Origin of the sequence: Pseudomonas sp. Pse1 (assembly GCF_024519635.1) — a bacterium.
In the GTDB taxonomy this organism is placed as follows: Bacteria; Pseudomonadota; Gammaproteobacteria; order Pseudomonadales; family Pseudomonadaceae; genus Aquipseudomonas.
In genome coordinates this window covers 96,301-115,010 of sequence record NZ_JALJRO010000009.1, presented here as the reverse complement: position 1 = coordinate 115,010, position 18,710 = coordinate 96,301, and the positions used below count along the sequence as shown (strand labels likewise).

The following is an 18,710-nucleotide window of genomic DNA, read 5'->3' as shown; positions in this document are numbered from 1 at the left end:
GGTGCGAACACCGCCGACTTGTCAGATCAAACCTTCTTGTACAGCTGACTGCCTTCCTGCTTGAAGCGCTCGGCCTGTTCGGCCATGCCTTGGGCGACGTCCACATCGACCGCTTCGATCCGCTGGTTAGCCGCGTACTCGCGGACTTCCTGGGTGATTTTCATCGAGCAGAATTTCGGGCCGCACATGGAGCAGAAGTGCGCGACCTTGGCCGAATCCTTCGGCAGCGTCTCATCGTGATATGAACGCGCGGTGTCCGGATCCAGGCCGAGGTTGAACTGGTCCTCCCAGCGGAACTCGAACCGCGCCTTGCTCAAGGCGTTGTCGCGGATCTGTGCACCAGGATGCCCCTTGGCCAGGTCGGCGGCGTGGGCGGCGATCTTGTAGGTGATGATCCCGGTCTTCACGTCATCCTTGTTCGGCAGGCCCAAGTGTTCCTTTGGCGTCACGTAGCAGAGCATGGCGCAACCGAACCAGCCAATCATCGCAGCACCGATGCCCGAAGTGATGTGGTCGTAGCCGGGGGCGATGTCGGTGGTCAATGGGCCGAGGGTGTAGAACGGCGCCTCGTCGCAGCACTCCAGCTGCTTGTCCATGTTCTCCTTGATCAACTGCATCGGCACATGGCCCGGGCCTTCGATCATGCACTGCACGTCGTGTTTCCAGGCGATCTTGGTCAGCTCGCCGAGGGTTTCCAGCTCGCCGAACTGCGCTTCATCGTTGGCGTCGGCAATCGAGCCCGGACGCAGGCCATCGCCCAGCGAGAAGCTGACGTCGTAGGCCTTCATGATTTCGCAGATTTCCTCGAAGTGGGTGTAGAGGAAGTTCTCCTGGTGGTGCGCCAGGCACCACTTGGCCATGATCGAGCCGCCACGGGAAACGATGCCGGTCACGCGCTTGGCGGTCATCGGCACGTAGCGCAGCAGCACGCCGGCGTGGATGGTGAAGTAGTCGACGCCCTGCTCGGCCTGCTCGATCAGCGTGTCGCGGAACAGCTCCCAGGTCAGGTCTTCGGCGACACCGCCGACTTTCTCCAAAGCCTGGTAGATCGGCACGGTGCCGATTGGCACCGGCGAGTTGCGGATGATCCACTCGCGGGTTTCGTGAATGTGCTTGCCGGTGGACAGGTCCATCACCGTGTCCGAACCCCAACGAATGCCCCAGGTCAGTTTCGCCACTTCTTCTTCAATGGACGAACCCAGGGCGCTGTTGCCGATGTTGCCGTTGATCTTCACCAGGAAGTTACGGCCGATGATCATCGGTTCCAGTTCGGTGTGGTTGATGTTGGCCGGGATGATCGCGCGACCACGGGCGATTTCCTCGCGGACGAACTCAGGGGTGATTTCCTTCGGGATGCTCGCGCCGAAACTGTGGCCGGCGTGTTGCTGCTTCAACAGGCCGGCGGCGCGGGCCTCTTGCAGCTTCATGTTTTCGCGGATGGCGACGTATTCCATCTCGGCAGTGATGATGCCTTTGCGCGCGTAGTGCATCTGGCTGACGTTGGCCCCGGCCTTGGCGCGGCGCGGGTTGTTGACGTGGGCAAAACGCAGCTTGGTCAGCTCGGCGTCGGCCAGACGCTCCTGGCCGAAGTTCGAGCTCAGGCCGCTGAGGCGCTCGGTGTCGCCGCGATCGTCGATCCACGCCGAACGCACATCGCCCAGGCCTTTGCGCACATCGATCACCACGTTGGGGTCGGTGTACGGGCCCGAGGTGTCATAGACAGTCACTGGCGCGTTGATCTCGCCGCCGAAATCGGTCGGGGTCACGTCCAGAGTGATTTCCCGCATCGGCACGCGGATGTCCGGGCGAGAGCCCTGCACATAGACTTTTTGTGAACGGGTAAAGGGTTGAACCGACTGTTCATCGACCTTGGCCGATTCACTCAGATTGATCGCGTTTTTAGCTTTTATGGTCATCACGGGCTCTCCAGACAGCATCCAGGCAGTGGATTGTCGGAGCAGAACCTGAAAGGCACGGACGCACCAGGACTGGTGCTGTGCGTCGTCGGTGTTCGATTGTCGAACAAAATCCCGGACGAAGCACAAGAGGACTCGCCGGGTGACGAGAAATCTTGTTCCCTACGCAGGCGCTAACCTGATCAGGTTCAACGGGATCCGAAATTATTCGATCTCAGCCTCATAGCAAGGCACCCCGACAAGAACCCGGCCAGTCTAGACACAACTGCAAGAGAACGCCAACACCGGATCAAACAGCGTGATGAATGGCGTATTTGCGCGCAGTAGAAGGATTGTTGGTGCCCTATTGCACAACTACACTCGCTACGCCACGTCACGCATTGACGCTGCATTCGCGGCGCCTTAGCCTTGGCCGTCAAATTACCCGTGTAATATCAAATTTAGGGAACGCTTATGCTGCGCAAACTCTCACTGGCCCTCGCCGTGTCTTGTGCGTCCAATGGAATGGCCTGGGCAGCAGAAGCGCCCGCATCGACCAAGACGGATCTGGTCAGCGTGTATCAGGAAGCCGTGGATAACAACGCCGACCTGGCCGCCGCCGTCGCCCAGTATGGCGCGCAGAAAGAAGTAGTGCCCCAGGCCCGCGCCGGCCTGCTGCCCAATCTCTCGGGCGGTGCCGATGTGAACAACGTGCGCACGTCGCTCGATCAACCGTCGGCCACCTTCAACCGTAATGCCCACTCTTACCAGGCGACTCTGGCACAGCCACTGTTCCGCGCAGATCGCTGGTTCCAGTTCCAGGCTGCCAAGGAAGTCAACGAACAGGCCGCCCTGCAACTCTCGGCGACCGAGCAGAACCTGATCCTGCAAACCGCCAACAGCTACTTCAATGTGCTGCGCACCCAGGACAACCTGGCGTCGACCAAAGCCGAAGAAGCGGCCTTCAAGCGCCAGCTCGACCAGTCCAACGAACGCTTTGACGTCGGCCTGTCGGACAAGACCGACGTGCTGCAATCGCAAGCCAGCTATGACACGGCGCGGGCCAATCGGATCGTCGCTCAGCGTCAGGTCGACGATGCCTTCGAAGCCCTGGTGACCCTGACCAACCGGCGCTACAACTCGGTCCAGGGCATCAGCCACAACCTGCCGATCCTGCCGCCGGCACCGAATGACGCCAAGGCCTGGGTTGAAACTGCGGCTCGGCAGAACCTCAATCTGCTGGCCAGCAACTACGCGGTCAGCGCCGCCGAACAAACACTCAAGCAGCGCAAGGCCGGCCACGCTCCGACCGTTGACGCCATCGCCCGCTATGAGAAAGGCGACAACGATGCGCTGGGCTTCAGCAATCCGAACGCCACGGGTCAACCCTATGGCGGCGACGTCCAGCAGACGACCATCGGCCTGCAGTTGAATATTCCGATCTACAGCGGCGGCCTGATCAACTCGCAAGTCCGCCAGTCCTACGCCCAACTGGACCAGACCGAGCAGCAACGCGAATCCCTGCGCCGGCAGATCGTCGAAAACACCCGCGACCTGCACCGCGCGGTGAACACCGACGTCGAACAGGTCCAGGCGCGCAAGCAGTCGATCATTTCCAACCAGAGTGCGCTGGAGGCGACCGAAATCGGTTACCAGGTGGGTACTCGCAACATCGTCGACGTGCTGGATGCCCAGCGCTCGCTGTACACGTCGGTACGCGACTACAACAACACCCGCTACGACTACATCATCGACAACCTGAAGCTCAAGCAACAAGCCGGCACCTTGAACCCGGGGGATCTGCAGGACCTGGCACGCTGGCTCAATCCCAACTACAACCCGGACAAGGACTTCCTGCCGCCAGACCTGGCGAAGGCAGCGGCCGAGCAGCTCAAAGCCCGCCCTTGAAAACGGTCAGTGGCGAGGGCTCCCTCGCCACATTCACGCTCTGTCGATCAACCGCCCCAATCCGTCCAGCAAACGCTGCAGCGCGCCCTGATTGGCGCGCATCACGCGCAATCCGGCCTCGGCCATTTGCTGCGCATCACGGGGCAACTCGAACAATCGCTGCACGGCCACAGCCAGGCCATGGGCGTCATCCACTTCCTGCAGGGCGCTGGCATTGCGCATCAACGCGGCGATCTCGAGGAAGTTGAACAAGTGCGGACCGCTGAGCACCGGTTTGCCCAGCGCCGCCGGCTCCAGCAGGTTGTGCCCGCCGTTCGGTACCAAGCTGCCGCCGACAAACGCACTGTCCGCCAGGGCATAGAGAAACAGCAGCTCGCCCATGGTGTCGCCGAGCAATACCGAGGTGCCGGCACCGACGGCGTCGCCGGTTGAGCGGCGTACCGTGGCGAAGCCTTGCTGCTGGCAGAGGGAAAACACCGAATTGAAGCGCTCCGGATGGCGCGGCACCAGGATCAGCAGCGCGTCCGGGTGGCTGGCAAGCAGTTGTCGATGGGCTGCCAGCACCACCTCATCCTCGCCTTCATGAGTACTGGCGGCAATCCACACCGGCCGCTGTTGGGCTTGCCATTGCTTACGCAGGGCCGTGGCACGGGTCAGTAACTGTGGATCGATGTTCAGATCAAACTTGATCGAACCCGTCACCTCGACGGTCTCCGGACGGGCACCCAAAGCGCGAAAACGCTCGGCTTCGGCTGCGGTCTGCACGGCGAACAGGCTCATCTCGGCGAGCATCGGCTGGGTCAGTTTGCGAAAGCGTCCGTAGCCTCTGGCCGAGCGTTCGGACAACCGGGCATTCGCCAGCGCCACCGGAATCCCGCGCTTGGCACACTGGTGAATGTGATTGGGCCACAACTCGGTTTCCATGATCACTGCCAGCTTTGGCCGGACCCGGTCGAGAAACCTTGCCGCCGCGCAGGGCAAGTCGTAGGGCAGGTAGCAATGCTGGATCCGCGGCTCGTTGGCGAACAGCGCGTGGATCCGCTCGGAGCCGGTCGGGGTCATGCAGGTGATGGTGATCGGCAGTTGTGGATAACGCAGCAACAGCGCACGAATCATCGGTGCGGCGGCGATGCTCTCGCCAACCGACACCGCATGCACCCAGATCCCGCCCGGCTGCAGGGCCGGCAAACCGATGGAGAATCGCTCGCCAATCCGCTTGGCGTAAGCCGGTGCCTTGCGCGAACGCAGCCACAACCGAATCGCTACCAGCGGCAGCCCCAGGTAAAACAGTGCGGTGTACAGGGTTCTATTCATGGAGGCGGAGTTTATCGGCTTTTTCAGCCGATCGCCCGCAACTGCACGGCAAACCGCTCGGCCAGCCAGCGCGCCGCCGGGCCCAGGGTTTCATCACGGCGCCAGACCAGCTCCACTACCAATGCCGGCGGCGTCCATTCACTGACCAGCTCGACGATCTGCCCGTGATAGGCCGGATATTGCACCACGTGTCGCGGCAGCCAGCCCCAACCCAGGCCGCGCATCAGCCATTCCGCCAGCACGTAGAAACTGTCGGCACGCCAGACCTGCGGGCTGGCCTGCTCGCTGCCCGGATACACGCTGGAATGAGTGGCCATCAGCAACTGCCGATGCTGGGCCATCTGCTGGCAGTTGACCTGGCCCGTCAGCGCCAACGGATGTCCCACCCCGCACACGGTAACCATCTCGATACTGCCCAGCACTCGGCGCTCAAGCGCCTCGGGGATCTGCTCGTGGTAGAACAGCAGGCCAAGGTCAGCCTGGCGCTGCACCAATTTGCGCGCCACATCGCCCTGCGCAGCGCTGGCCAACTGCACCTCCAGGCTGGGGAATTGCTCGGCGAGCGCTTCGAGACTTTCAATCACCGGCTGATAGGGCATCGCCTCGTCCTGAGCCAGACGAATACGCGCCTCTTGCCCTCGCATCAACGCCTGCGCACGACCATTGAGGCGCTCGCACTGACGCAACACTTCCCGCGCCTCCTCCAGCAACGCACTGCCGGCTTCGGTCAGTCGCGGCTGGCGACCGCTGCTACGCTCGAACAGGCAGACGCCCAAGTCTTCCTCCAACAGCGCAATCGCGGTGCTGATCGCCGATTGCGCCTTGCGCTGGTCGCGCGCGACGGCGGAAAAGGAACGCTGTTCGGCGACGCTGACGAACAGCTGCATCTGTTCGAGATTCCATTGGATGCTCATGGCTCAACCTATCTTTGATTCAGATAGGTAATGACTTTACCGCATCTGTTGAATCTCTAAAATGCCGCCCTATGCAGGAGCGAGGTTGCTCGCGAAGAACGTTAACGATGACGCGAATATCTTGAATGAACGCGGTGTCCTTAAGTTTTCGCGAGCAAGCTTGCTCCTTCAGAAAGGGGGAGCCCGCCACTATTTCATACGAGGATTGATCAATGAGCGCTTACTACTACCTGGCCATCGCCATCTGTGCCGAAGTGATCGCCACTGTCTCGATGAAAGCCGTCAAGGGTTTCAGCACCCCCCTGCCGTTGCTGCTGGTGATCTGCGGCTACGGCATTGCCTTCTGGATGCTGACCCTGGTGGTACGCAGCGTGCCGGTGGGTGTGGCCTATGCAGTGTGGGCCGGCATGGGGATTGTCATGGTCAGCGTCGCGGCGCTGTTCATCTATGGGCAGAAACTCGACGTACCGGCGATGCTCGGCATGGCGCTGATTGTGCTTGGCGTGGTGGTGATTCAGTTGTTCTCGAAAACCGCAGGGCATTAATCCAACGCCCGAGAGGATGTGCGCTCAGCGCTTGCACTGCACATTGAGCCTGTATACTGCGCCCCTAGTCTTGAACACTGAGGTCGCCCCATGCCCACCGATATTTCCACCGACGTCCTGATTGTCGGCGCCGGAGTTGCCGGGCTCTGGCTCAATGCACGCCTGCGTCGCCAGGGTTTTTCGACGGTACTGGTGGAAAGTGCCAGCCTCGGTGGCGGGCAGAGTGTCAAATCCCAGGGCATCATCCATGGTGGCGCCAAGTACGCATTGCATGGCGCGCTGACGGGCGCCTCGGAGGCGATTGCCGACATGCCGCGGCGCTGGCGTGAAGCACTGGCGGGCGATGGCGAACTGGACCTGTCCGGTGTGCGCCTGCTCTCCGACGCCCATTACTTGTGGTCACCCGGCACCCTGGCCGGCAACCTCACCAGCTTCTTTGCCAGTAAGGCGGTGCGCGGACGCGTCGATCAGGTCAAGGGCGAGCAATTGCCACCCGCCCTGCAAGACAAACGCTTCAAGGGCAAGGTCTATCGCCTGGCCGAGTTGGTGGTCGACATACCCAGTCTGATCGAGCGTCTGGCGCAACTGGCCGGAGACGGCCTGCTGGCCGCGCAGCAGATCCAGCCCTTGATGGAAAACGGTAACCTGGTGGGCCTGCGGGTCGACGAGCGAGAAATCCGCGCACAACGCATCGTCCTCAGTGCCGGTGCCGGCACTGCCGAACTGCTCGCCGCGTTGGGCTTGAGCCAGCCGGCGATGCAGTTGCGTCCGCTGCACATGGTCCTGGTCAAAGGGCCAAGCCTCAAGCCGTTGTACGCCCACTGCCTGGGTGGCGGCCCGAAACCACGGATAACTGTCACTACACATCCAGCGGCCAACGGGGACTGGGTTTGGTATGTCGGCGGCGACATCGCTGAAGCCGAAGGTGTGGCTCGCGAGCCAGCCGAGCAGATTGCCACCGCGCAAAAAGAACTGGCGCAGTTGCTGCCATGGATTGATCTCAGCCAGGCCCAGTGGGCCACCTTGCGAGTTGACCGTGCAGAACCCCAGCAATCGGGCCTGATCCGTCCCGACAACGCCTTCCTCGCCGAGCAAGACCGCCTGCTGGTGGGCTGGCCGACCAAGCTGGCGCTGGCCCCCGACTTCGCCGACCGGGTGATCGCCGCACTGCAACGCGACGGTATCCAGCCCGGCCCTGCGAGCGCCCTGCCGGCCCTGCCAAAACCGCCGTTGGCCGTACCGGCCTGGGAGCAACTGCTGCCATGAGCCAGGCAACCCTGCACGATCTGCATCGCCCGCTGGGCAGCACCGGCCTGCGGGTTTCGCCCCTGGGCCTGGGCACGGTCAAGCTCGGCCGCGACCAAGGGGTCAAGTACCCCAACGGCTTTCAGATTCCCGACGATGATGACGCGCGCATGCTGCTCAAGCTGACCCGGGACCTGGGCATCAACCTGATCGACACCGCACCGGCCTATGGGCGCAGCGAAGAACGCCTCGGGCCGCTGCTTCGCGGCCAGCGTCAGGACTGGGTGATTGTCAGCAAGGTCGGCGAGGAATTTGCCGATGGCCTGTCCCGCCACGATTTCACGGCGGCACACACGCGGTTCTCCATCGAGCGCAGCCTGCAACGTCTGGAAACGGATTTTATCGACCTGGTGCTGGTGCACTCGGACGGCAACGACTTGGCGATTCTCAACGACAGCGAGGTCTACCAGACCCTTGCCGCACTCAAGGCCGAAGGCAAGATTCGCGGCTTCGGTTTTTCCGGGAAGACCGTCGAAGGCGGCCTCAAGGCCCTGGAGCAAGGCGACTGCGCCATGGTCACTTACAATCTCAATGAGCAGGCCGAGCGCCCCGTGATCGACTACGCTGCTGCCCACGGCAAGGCGATCCTGGTGAAAAAGGCCTTGGCCAGTGGTCACGTATGCCTGAGTCCGGGGGTCGATCCGGTGCGCGCCAGTTTCGAGTTGTTGTTCGCCCAACCCGGGGTTGCCAGTGCTATTGTCGGCACCATTAATCCGCTGCACCTCGCCCACAATGTGGCGACCGTTGCTCAAGTCCTAGCCAGTCGTTGAACCGCCGTCGAGGCGGCCGCCCCCGACGCAAGAAGGAGCCGACATGCCGCGAACGCTGATCCGCAAGAACCCCAGCAACTTCAAGACCCTGCCCCTGTACGTCGAAGCGACTCCCGAAGGTTTGAGCTATCAAAGCGTCGGGATGCCGCTGAACTTCGCGCAAACCCTGCAACGCCGGCGGCCGGTGAATGTGGCCGATGCCGAGCGTTTTGCTCTGGAGCTGGCCAACCTGGGCGTCTCGGTGCGCCTGACCCTGCGCTGGCAACATCGCGACTATTGGGTACTGGTTCGCCAACGCCGCCAGGATCGCGGTGACGTGGTGCTCAAGTTGATTTCAGGTTACGTTCCGGCCCACGAACTGAACCTGCCGCTGCACACCGCCATTCAGGAGATCGCCGAAGAGTGCCTGCTGGAAACCCCGGAGGGCTGGCTCGGCGGGCGCTTCAATGACACCTGGCTGCCAGCACCCTACGCCTCTGCGCTGCATTACCGCGAAGCCATGCCGTTTCGCCTGAGCCCGGAGTCCGGCGCCGCGCGCCCGGTGCGTTGCGCCAACCTGCAGTTGATCGAGCGGCCACGGGCCTATGTGCACCTGCCCACCGCCTCATTGCAGTTGATTTACGATTTGCGCCTCGACGTGCCCAAGGAAGCCAAGTCCTTGAGCCTGTTCCACGTCGATGAACGCCTGGAAGGTGATCAACTGGTCGCTCGTCTCGACCGCAAGCGCCCGGACCTGTACCTGATGCCGCTCAAGGACGGGCAACCGCTACCCGAGCTCTACACCCTGAAAAAAGACCAGTTGCATCCGGCGAGCACCCGCGGCCTGTATCTGGCGGAAAGCTTCGCCCAACAGGAGGGTTGGCTGGTCAGGGATGAACGGATTCGCTGGAAGGACTGGCTCAAGCAGCAGGGGCTGGTCGCCCCGAGCAAGGATTCGAAACTGCGCCAATTGACCGGCAAGGCGCGGCAGATACTGCGCAAGATGGTGCCGAAAAAAGCCAATCGCTGAAGACTCAAGCGCACTGCAGGCAAGCCTGCAGTGCGGCAATGGATGGCGTTACTCGGTCTTGCGGATCTTCTCGACGATCGCGGTGGTCGAGCTGTTTTCTACCAGTCCCAGCACCTTCACCGTCCCGCCGTAGGCCTTGACGATGTCGGCACCCACGACCTGATCGATCCCGTAGTCGCCACCCTTGACCAACACGTCCGGCTTGACCTGGGACAGCAGGTTTTCCGGCGTTCCTTCCGGGAAGCTGATCACCCAATCCACAGCGCCCAGGCCCGCCAGCACGGCCATGCGGCGATCGACGCTATTGATCGGCCGACCCGGCCCTTTCAAACGACTTACCGAGGCATCATCGTTGATCGCGACGATCAAGCGGTCGCCTTGGGCGCGCGCTTGCTCCAGGTAGGTCACGTGACCGGCGTGGAGGATGTCGAAGCAGCCGTTGGTGAACACAATCGATTCGTTGTGCGCACGCGCATCCTCGACCGCCTGCAGCAACTGCTCAATCCCCAACACGCCGCGTTCGGAGCCCTCTTCGCGCTGGATCGCACGACGCAGTTCCGGAGCGCTGATGGACGCGGTACCCAACTTGCCCACCACAATGCTCGCCGCCAGGTTGGCCAGGGCCACCGCATGCGGCAGTTCCTCGCCGGCAGCAATGGCTGCGGCCAGGGTCGAAATCACCGTATCGCCGGCACCGGTCACGTCGAACACTTCACGAGCCCGTGCCGGTAAGTGCAGCGGCGGATGCTCCGGGCGCAGCAGGGTCATGCCGTGCTCGCCACGGGTCACCAGCAGGGCGCCGAGCTCCAGATCGTGCATCAGCTTCGCGCCCTTGCTCACCAGGTCGTGCTCATCGACACAACCGCCGACGATGGCTTCGAACTCGCTGAGATTCGGGGTAATCAGACTGGCACCACGGTAGATCGAGAAGTCCTTGCCCTTGGGGTCCGCCAATACCGGAATACCCTTGGCACGGGCGGCCTCGATCAGCGCCTGATGGTTCTTCAGTGCACCCTTGCCGTAATCGGACAGCACCAGCACCTTGATGCCTTCGAGCAGGCTGTCGACTTCAGCAGCAAGGGCGAGGGCGTCGGTGGCGAAGGGCTGTTCGAAATCGATACGCAGCAATTGCTGGTGACGACTCATGACCCGCAGCTTGACGATGGTCGGCTGGTGCGCGATGCGCTGGAACAGGGCACGAACGCCAGCCCCCTTGAGACTGTTGGCCAGGCTGTCGGCGGCCTCGTCATCACCAGTCACACCGACCAGCGAGGCTGGCGCACCGAGCGCTGCAATGTTCAAGGCAACGTTGGCGGCACCGCCCGGGCGGTCTTCGATTTGATCGACCTTGACCACCGGCACGGGTGCCTCAGGAGAAATCCGTGAGGTACCACCATGCCAGTAACGGTCGAGCATGACATCGCCGACCACCAAGACAGGGGCCTGATCGAATCGCGGCATGGACAACTTCATGGTGCAACCCACATACAAAATGAACAGGGGCGCGATATTAACACAGGGTGAACGCCGGCTAGTTCGCCGGGTTCATCCGCGCTAATACACGCTGTTGATTTGGTTAATTCTTGAGCAAAACTGCCAGATGACGGAAGTTTTGAGGCATGCATCGCAGCCTGATAAATCATTCGCCGGGCACTTTGCGTGTCCGGCGAACAATCAGTCCAGGAGCGGATCAGGCGATGCCCGCCGAGGTCGGCTCATCCAGGCCCATGGCGTGCAGGCGGGAATAGTACCCACCTTGAGCCAACAGTTGGGCGTGGGTGCCGCGCTCGACAATCTCACCGTGATCCATGACCAGGATCAAGTCGGCCTTTTCGATGGTCGACAGGCGATGGGCGATTACCAGGGTGGTACGGCCCTTCATGACTTTATCCAGCGCCGCTTGAATGTGGCGTTCGGACTCGGTGTCGAGGGCCGAGGTCGCTTCGTCGAGAATCAGCAGCGGGGCATTTTTCAGCAGCGCGCGGGCAATTGCCAGACGCTGGCGCTGACCGCCGGAGAGCAGAACGCCGTTCTCCCCGACCTCTGTGTCCAACCCTTGCGGCAACTCGGAAATGAAGTCCATCGCATAGGCATCTTCTGCCGCTTTCTCGATGTCTTCACGCGGCGCACCCGCGAGGTCGCCATAGGCGATGTTGTTGGCAACTGTATCGTTGAACAGCGTCACATGCTGAGTGACCTGGGACACATGCTTGCGCAAGTTACGCAGGCGATAGTCTTCGATCTCGATTTCATCGAGCAGAATCTTGCCACTTTCATGGTGATAGAAGCGTGGAATCAGGCTGGCCAGCGTCGACTTGCCACTGCCGGAGCGCCCCACCAACGCGATCATCTGCCCAGGCGTCGCGGTGAAGCTGATGTTTTTCAACACCTCGCGATCAGTGCCGGGGTAGGTGAAGCTCAGGTTGTGCACGTCCAGGTGGCCGCTGATGCGCTCGCGTTCGACCGTGCCGTTATCGACTTCCGGCTCGACATCCAACTGTTCGAAAATACTCTCGGCACCCGCCACACCTTTTTGGATGGTCGAGCTGACTTCCGACAGTTGGCGGATAGGCTTGGGCAACAAGCCTGCGGCCGTGATGTAGGCCACCAGATCACCGGCGGTAGCATCACCGCGCAAGAACAGCACCAGGAACATCAACGAGGCCATGGCGGTGTAAATCACCAACTGCAGCGCCGGGGTGTAGATGGCACTGGTACGGGTCATGCGCAGTTGCTTGTCGGTATTGCTCTGGCTGGCGCGGGCGAAACGCTGCTGCTCATAGGTCTCGCCGCCGAAGCTGCGCACCACGCGATAACCCTGGATGGTTTCCGATGCGACGTGCGTCACATCGCCCATCGCCACCTGGATGCGCTTGCTTTGCTTGCGGAATTTCTTACTGGTGTTGCCGACCATGAACGAAATCAGCGGCAGAATTGCCAGCATCACCAGCGTCAGCTTCCAGTTCATCCACAGCAGGTAGGCAAACAGGAAAATAACGGTCAGGCCTTCGCGTATCACCACTTTGATCGCATCGGTGGCTGCGCCGGTGACCATGGTTACGTTGAAGGTAATCCGCGAAATCAGATGCCCGGAGTTGTGGGTATCGAAATAGCGATTGGGCAGTACCAGCAGCTTGTTAAACAACTCGACTCGCAGGTCGTGCACCAATCCCAGCGAAACCTTGGCCAGGTAGTAGTTACTCAGGAACGAGCCCAGGCCCTGCCACGCCGCGATCAGGATGATCAGCAGGGGCACGGCGACCAGTAACTTCAAATCCCGCAGGACCGGTATATGGGGGAACAGCACCGCGTCCGGGTTGCTCAAACCGTCGACGAAGTACTTGAGGATCCCGGCCAGCATGGGCTGGGTGGAGGCAAATATCACGAAGCCCAGGATACTCAACAGGAAAATGCCCACGTAGGGTTTTACGTACCCCAGCAGCCGAAAATAGATTTTCAGGCTCGAATCCTGTTCCGCTTTGGGCGGTGCTGCACTCATCGTAGAGCTCACTTCTTAGGTAGAACGCGGAATTTTATCACAGCCTTGGAATTTGGCCTGTGTCCAAACCAACACGGTGGCCAGTCCCACAGGCAGCCAACTGATGAACCATTCGGCGCGCGGCGTGCCGCTGATGCTTGCCGCATCGAACTGCATGGCCAGGAACGAAAACATCCAGATCCCCAGGATGCCACGGCCATATAACGTATCACGGGCGCGCCAGGCTTCGCGCAGCACGGCGAACCAGAGCACGCACCACAACAGCAACCCTGGCAAGCCGAGTTCGATGGCGATATGGGTAAACAGGTTGTGTGCATGATCGAACTGTATGCCCTCGGCAAACACCGTATAACCAGAGCCCATGCCCAGGCCGGTCCAAGGGCGCTGGGCAATCATGTCCAGACTGGACCTCAGGATTTCGGGCCGGAAAGAGGTGCCGCGAGCCAATACCAGCGGCTCCAGCAACCAGAACGCCAGCATCGCCAGCAACAACGCGCCCAGCGCGATGAGCCGACTGTGCCGATCGCGGCACCAGACAGGCATGGTCACGAACGTCAGCAACAAGGCCAGCGCGGCGCCACGGCTTTGCGAGAGCACGACAAAACCGCTGAGAAATGCCAGCGCCACCAGCCACAGCAGTTGCTTGCCGCGGGTTGGCGGAATCCAGTGCGCCAGCCATACCGCGGCCAAGCCAAGTACGTAGCCGCCGAGGATCGGATGCGCCAACTGTCCGAGGCCGACCAGGCGCGCCATCCAGTGATTGCCGTCTACCCCGTAGAACTCGATGGCCGCCAGCAACGCGGTCACTGCCAGCCCAAGCCCGCCCCATTGCATGATGCGGATCACCCGTTCAGGGCGGGCATTGGCCAAAATCGGGAAGAACAACAGAAAGACGATGATATACAGGGCGCGCTTGGCGCCGCGCGAGGGGTCGGGATCCTGGGTCCAGAGCAGCGTAATCATCGCCCAGAAACCCAAACCCATGACCGCCAGGCATACCAGTCGCTGGCCACGCCAGAGCTCAACAAAACGCTGTCGTGCAGGCCAGGCCAGTAACAGAGTCGGCAACCAGAGAAACGCCACCAGGCCTTGCTGATAAATCTTGTTGGTCGGAGCAAATGCAATGGCGAGCAAAAACCATAACAGTCCTGTCGTCATCCAAACCTGCGCCCAGCGCGTTTCCTGCATCTAACCGCTCCCGCTGAAAAATCCGACTGCCATCACGGCATGGTTAAAACAACAACTTTTCGGCATCATTGATCGCATGCACGCCCCATTTTTCTACAAGGCTCCCTACATGCAATGCTTCCGGCTTTCCCATGCCGCGTTAAATCAGATGGTTGAAGGCGCCAGAGTACTTGAAGCCGACAGCTTCGGCCCGAAAGTCTTCCTGCTGCCGGACGGTAACATCCTCAAGCTGTTTCGCCGCAAGCGCCTGCTGTCTTCGGCACTATTTCGCCCGTATTCCAAACGCTTCATCGATAACGCCCTGCAGCTGGAAAAACGCGGTATCCCGACCCTTCAGGCCCTCAAGTTTCATCGACTGGAAACGCCCGGAATGACGGCGGTGCTGTACCGTCCCCTGCCCGGCGAGACCCTGCGCCAGATTGCCAACAAAGAAGGTTTCGACTGGCAACAGGCATTGCCTGCGTTGAGCAAATTCATTCGTGAGCTGCACACCGCCGGGGTCTACTTCCGCTCCCTGCACCTGGGCAACATCGTGGTAACGCCCGATAACCAATACGGTCTGATTGATGTCGCCGACATGCGCTTCACTCGCGGGCCGCTGCCCCCTCATCTAGTCAAGCGCAACCTGCAACACTTCGCGCGATATATTGAGCGGGAAAAGCTGAACGACAGCTTTCCAATGCAAGCATTGGCGAAATCCCTATTGGCGGCCTGACAATAATTCACGGGCAGCCTGACTGAATTCCAGCCAGGCGCTTTGCGCCGAAAGTACCGCGGACTGGGCCATCGCGACCTGCCCGGGCGCGACACTTAACGCCTTGATCAACGCCGCACTCCAGGCACGTTCATCTTGCGCGGGGACGTACCATCCGGCGTCCGCCAGTTGCTCGCGGAACACCGCAAGATCCGTGGTCAGCACCGGAACGCCCGCCAGCACGGCCTCTTGCAGGATCAGCCCCAACCCTTCTTCAAGCGAGGGGATCGCCACCCAGTCGAACGCCGGGTAAAGAGTGGCGACATCATCCAGATGACCCGGCAGCGTGATGGCGTCGCCCAGCTCAAGCTGATCGATGCGAGCTTGCAGCGCGGGTCGCGCACGCCCCTCGCCGACAATCACCAAGCGCAGTTGCGGCTGCTGTTGTCGGGCGGCGGCAAAGGCTTCGATCAGACAACCAAAGCCCTTGTTGTCGACCAGGCGCCCCACCGCCCCCACTACCGGCGCTCCGGCTGGCAACGCAAGGCGGCTTCTTGCCTGTTCGCGTGTCAACAGTCGCGAACGGAAATCCACCGGATCAAGCGCGCCGCGCACTGCCACCACAGGCATCCGCAGATCGCGGTGCAGCGAATCAGCCAGGGTTTGCGAAACGGCGGCGAGGGTCAGTCGGGAGGGATCAAATTGTCCGAGCAGCGTAAGATCGGCCGGGCGAATGCGGGTTTCCCCATGGAACATCACCACGGCACGCAGGTGCGGGATTTTTCCCAAAGCGGGCAACAGCGCCCGCGCCGTGCCCAGACCGTCGAGCAAGACCACCTGCACATCACTGCCTTTGAGGGCCTGGTAGAAGCGGGCCTGCATGCTCGGCACCAGCAATTTCCACAGGTGCTTACCCTTGAGCCGGCTGGAAGACAGGCGCCACTCACGGGTCTCGCCGAAGGCGGCGGCACAACCTTGCGCATCGCCGCACAGCAGCCAGGTATTGATCGCGGTGGACGGCTCCACCTGGTCAAGCAACTGCCGATGAACCTTGTGGATGGAGGCAAAGGCAGAGCCGCCGGACCACATGACATTGAGGATACTCATTGAGCGAGACGCCCTTGTACACATCGGCTTTCGGCACTGCTGAACCTCAACAGTGCCAGATCCTTGCCAGTTATAGTTGCCAATACGTTCAAATGCCTTGAACGCTTGGTCAAATGCCGAATTTCAAGCGCAACCGCTCAATCAGACTCAGGTCTGCACGCGGCCGCAACGGCGGCTTGAGCTCTTCGACGATGCGCTCGCCGACACGGGCAAAACTGAAGTGGTTTACGGCCAGATCCCGACCATTGCGGGCGATGCTTGCCGCCAATTCGGGATTAGCGCGCAATTGCGCCAGTTTTTCCTGCAATTGCGCAATGTCGCGATAGAACACGATGTTGTGCATGTCCTGCAGCCCCAGCGCGCGACTCTCCGCCTCGCCCTGATCGAAGGCAAACAACACGCAGCCGCAGGCCATGGCTTCGAAGTTCTTGATCATGAATTCGCCCATGCCGACGTCGGCACTGACGAAAAAACGGATGCGGTTGAGGGTATCGCGGTATTCGTCACCCGACTTGGTACGGGTCACCACCAATGGTTCAACACTCGCCAGTTCGTCGAGCAACGCCTTGCGCCCACTGTAGGCGACGCTGTTGGTGCTGCCGACAAAGGCCAGTTCGATATCGCGCTCACGCCCCTGATCCTGCAACAGGGCCTGGTCGTAGCCCTTGGGCACGAACACCGCGTCGAAACCCTCTTCACGCAAGCGCTCGGCAACCACAAAACCCGAACTGATCACTCGCGCCCACGGCAGCCGGCGATAGTGCGCGCTGAACTTGCCGGTGTACTTGCACGGGATGTAGTTCTGATAGGCGTCGTGCTCGAGGATCACCAGATTGGGGAGGGTGCGAATGAAACTGGCTTGGCGAATCTCCTGCTTGAAGCGCAGGAAAAAAATGATCCGGTCATAGCGCGAGACATCGACTTCACGACGGAAATAGCCGCGCAGGTTGCGCTGCTCGTCACTGCTGAGCCAGCGCAGGTCACAGTCGCAATGCGCGGCCACGCCCTCATACAGGCGGTCGAGGATCGCCCGCTGTTCTTTCTGCACCAGAAATAAAACCTTCATCGTGTTCCTTGCGAGGCCCGGCAGCCCCAAAAAAGTGCAGAGATTAACCCAGAGTAGCGGCAGAAATATTTCACGAAATACATGTTTACAAACGCCAGAACAACTCATGACGGCGCACGGCCTTGCGGAAGAATTCATTCTCCCCATAAGGCGAACCGCGCCGCCCTGCCAACCAGCGTTGCAAGCACCGACGCAGACGCCGCTTGAACGGCGCGCGGGGCTGCAGGTCATGCATCATGCCCAAGGCCATGGCCTTGTCGATTTGCTGCTGCGGTGACAATGCCAGACAGTACGGCTGCAACACTTGCGCCGGATCAAAGACCGGCGGCAAGGCAATGCCAGCCCCGGAATCGCCCATTGGCCAGCGATCATTGTCATGCAAGTGATTAGCGTAGCCGAGCAATGTCGTGGGCTGCCATTCGAGACCCTTCAACGCCTCCAGCACCGCTTGCTGGGCGCAGATGTGGTCGGGGTGCGGATCAAGCGAAGGGTGCGGCAGCACGATCACCTGCGGTCGCGCCTTGAGCAGCACTTCACGCAGGTCGGCCAGCAGGTTGTTCCAGGTCGGCCGACCATCCTGATCGCCCGGCAAGGCGAACGGATTGAGCTGACGGAACCCGCGGATGTCATCGAGCCCGGCTTCGCGCGAAGGCATTGGCTGGTTCGGCGCAGCTTGCATGGCGGGCAACTGCAGGCAGAAATAGCCCAACTGCACGCAGTGTGCCGCCGGCACGCCGGCCCAGCGCGGCACGGCAATGCTGTCCCAGGCACGCAAACGCCCCTTGAGTCGCGAGGCCTCGACGCTGCTCAAGCCCATCTGCTGATAGTGCTCGGCTTCGATTTCACCGGCGGTCAGGGTGACAATCCAGGTTTCATCGGCCTGGCTGTACAGCCCGTACGCCGCCAGCTCGGCATCATCGGCGTGCGGCGCGATCACCATCACCCGCTGGCGCCGGTAGTCCGGCTGTTCGACTGACCACAGCAAAGGTTCGCCGTGCACCTGGCAATGACGTCCGCGCACGCGCAACTGACCCGCCGAAAGCGCCTGCGCCTGACCGCTGAGGTTGAGGTAGCGCAAACCGTTGACGCCACGCTCGAAGACTTGTCGATCCGGGTTATCACCGCCCAACAGCTCGACTGCCGGATCGAGAAAGCGCCCCAACCAGCCGCTTTTCACCCGCAACGCGAGGATCAGCGTGGTGTCGTCGGCCAGCATCACACCGTCGTCAAGCAGCAAACGCTCACCGTCGAGGCGGATCTTCGGCTGCGGCGTGTAAGGCGGAAAACTGCACTGGTAATCGTCGCGCGGGGAGTAGAACAGGTGGTCGGCGAACCAGGCCTCGTGGGCCACCCAAGCCAAGACTGCCACTATCAGCGGCAGCCACCATGCCACCAGCACGCCCAGGCTGATCAACAGCGCGAGGGCGATCAGCAGGCCGATCCGTTTATTGCGGCGATGCCGCTTGAGCAATTGCTGTTTGCGACTCATGGGCGCA

At 61.3% G+C, this 18,710-nt stretch carries 15 protein-coding genes and 1 riboswitch; of the genes, 6 read left to right on the top strand and 9 right to left on the bottom strand.

Annotated features, from left to right (window positions below; genetic code table 11):
- Window positions 1-26 precede the first annotated feature (26 nt).
- On the bottom strand, window positions 27-1,916 hold the full coding sequence (gene thiC, locus NR126_RS15410) for a phosphomethylpyrimidine synthase ThiC (protein ID WP_027617502.1): 1,890 nt from the start codon (window positions 1,914-1,916) through the stop codon (window positions 27-29).
- Window positions 1,917-2,058: 142 nt separating this feature from the next.
- Window positions 2,059-2,164: riboswitch (TPP riboswitch) on the bottom strand.
- A 205-nt stretch (window positions 2,165-2,369) separates the two neighbouring features.
- Between thiC and NR126_RS15405 the strand changes: the two genes are divergently transcribed.
- Window positions 2,370-3,803, top strand: coding sequence for a TolC family outer membrane protein (locus NR126_RS15405; RefSeq protein ID WP_256830572.1), 1,434 nt, complete (start codon window positions 2,370-2,372; stop codon window positions 3,801-3,803).
- Window positions 3,804-3,836: 33 nt separating this feature from the next.
- On the opposite strand, the gene waaA is transcribed toward NR126_RS15405, so the two are convergent.
- Window positions 3,837-5,117 (bottom strand): lipid IV(A) 3-deoxy-D-manno-octulosonic acid transferase, encoded by a 1,281-nt coding sequence (waaA, locus tag NR126_RS15400; RefSeq protein ID WP_256830570.1) that lies wholly within the window; start codon window positions 5,115-5,117, stop codon window positions 3,837-3,839.
- Window positions 5,118-5,140: 23 nt separating this feature from the next.
- The gene (locus tag NR126_RS15395) at window positions 5,141-6,031 is read right to left on the bottom strand and encodes a LysR family transcriptional regulator (protein WP_027617499.1); all 891 of its coding nucleotides are present in this window, start codon (window positions 6,029-6,031) and stop codon (window positions 5,141-5,143) included.
- A 212-nt stretch (window positions 6,032-6,243) separates the two neighbouring features.
- Here NR126_RS15395 and NR126_RS15390 point away from each other — a divergent pair, with 212 nt between their 5' ends.
- The 4 genes from NR126_RS15390 to NR126_RS15375 all read left to right on the top strand — a co-directional run bounded on the left by NR126_RS15390 (window position 6,244) and on the right by NR126_RS15375 (window position 9,660).
- Window positions 6,244-6,576, top strand: coding sequence for a multidrug efflux SMR transporter (locus tag NR126_RS15390; RefSeq protein ID WP_027617498.1), 333 nt, complete (start codon window positions 6,244-6,246; stop codon window positions 6,574-6,576).
- Between the two features lie 90 nt (window positions 6,577-6,666).
- Complete coding sequence (locus NR126_RS15385; RefSeq protein ID WP_027617497.1) at window positions 6,667-7,842, top strand: FAD-binding oxidoreductase; 1,176 nt, start codon at window positions 6,667-6,669, stop codon at window positions 7,840-7,842.
- Window positions 7,839-8,651: an aldo/keto reductase gene (locus NR126_RS15380; RefSeq protein WP_256830568.1), complete on the top strand. Its 813-nt coding sequence runs from the start codon at window positions 7,839-7,841 to the stop codon at window positions 8,649-8,651. The genes NR126_RS15385 and NR126_RS15380 overlap by 4 nt, the downstream gene beginning before the upstream one ends.
- Window positions 8,652-8,694: 43 nt before the next feature.
- Window positions 8,695-9,660, top strand: a complete 966-nt coding sequence (locus NR126_RS15375; protein WP_027617495.1) for a hypothetical protein — start codon at window positions 8,695-8,697, stop codon at window positions 9,658-9,660.
- Window positions 9,661-9,708: 48 nt separating this feature from the next.
- On the opposite strand, the gene hldE is transcribed toward NR126_RS15375, so the two are convergent.
- The 3 genes from hldE to NR126_RS15360 all read right to left on the bottom strand — a co-directional run bounded on the left by hldE (window position 9,709) and on the right by NR126_RS15360 (window position 14,347).
- Entirely contained in the window at window positions 9,709-11,133 is a 1,425-nt protein-coding gene (hldE, locus tag NR126_RS15370) for a bifunctional D-glycero-beta-D-manno-heptose-7-phosphate kinase/D-glycero-beta-D-manno-heptose 1-phosphate adenylyltransferase HldE (protein ID WP_027617494.1), read from the bottom strand.
- Window positions 11,134-11,350: 217 nt separating this feature from the next.
- A complete protein-coding gene (gene msbA / locus NR126_RS15365) occupies window positions 11,351-13,159 on the bottom strand; it encodes a lipid A export permease/ATP-binding protein MsbA (RefSeq protein WP_256830566.1) in 1,809 nt (602 codons plus the stop codon).
- Window positions 13,160-13,174: 15 nt separating this feature from the next.
- A complete protein-coding gene (locus NR126_RS15360) occupies window positions 13,175-14,347 on the bottom strand; it encodes an O-antigen ligase (protein ID WP_256830565.1) in 1,173 nt (390 codons plus the stop codon).
- A 109-nt stretch (window positions 14,348-14,456) separates the two neighbouring features.
- On the opposite strand from NR126_RS15360, the gene NR126_RS15355 reads away from it, so the two are divergent.
- Entirely contained in the window at window positions 14,457-15,062 is a 606-nt protein-coding gene (locus tag NR126_RS15355) for a toluene tolerance protein (protein ID WP_033866049.1), read from the top strand.
- Here the strand turns inward: NR126_RS15355 and NR126_RS15350 are convergent.
- The 3 genes from NR126_RS15350 to NR126_RS15340 form a co-directional block, all read right to left on the bottom strand.
- Window positions 15,048-16,148: a glycosyltransferase gene (locus NR126_RS15350; RefSeq protein ID WP_256830564.1), complete on the bottom strand. Its 1,101-nt coding sequence runs from the start codon at window positions 16,146-16,148 to the stop codon at window positions 15,048-15,050. The two genes, NR126_RS15355 and NR126_RS15350, sit on opposite strands and share 15 nt — an antisense overlap.
- Before the next feature lie 109 nt (window positions 16,149-16,257).
- On the bottom strand, window positions 16,258-17,214 hold the full coding sequence (locus NR126_RS15345; RefSeq protein WP_027617489.1) for a glycosyltransferase: 957 nt from the start codon (window positions 17,212-17,214) through the stop codon (window positions 16,258-16,260).
- Window positions 17,215-17,299: 85 nt separating this feature from the next.
- The gene (locus tag NR126_RS15340) at window positions 17,300-18,703 is read right to left on the bottom strand and encodes a PIG-L deacetylase family protein (RefSeq protein WP_105754017.1); all 1,404 of its coding nucleotides are present in this window, start codon (window positions 18,701-18,703) and stop codon (window positions 17,300-17,302) included.
- Between the last annotated feature and the right edge of the window lie 7 nt (window positions 18,704-18,710).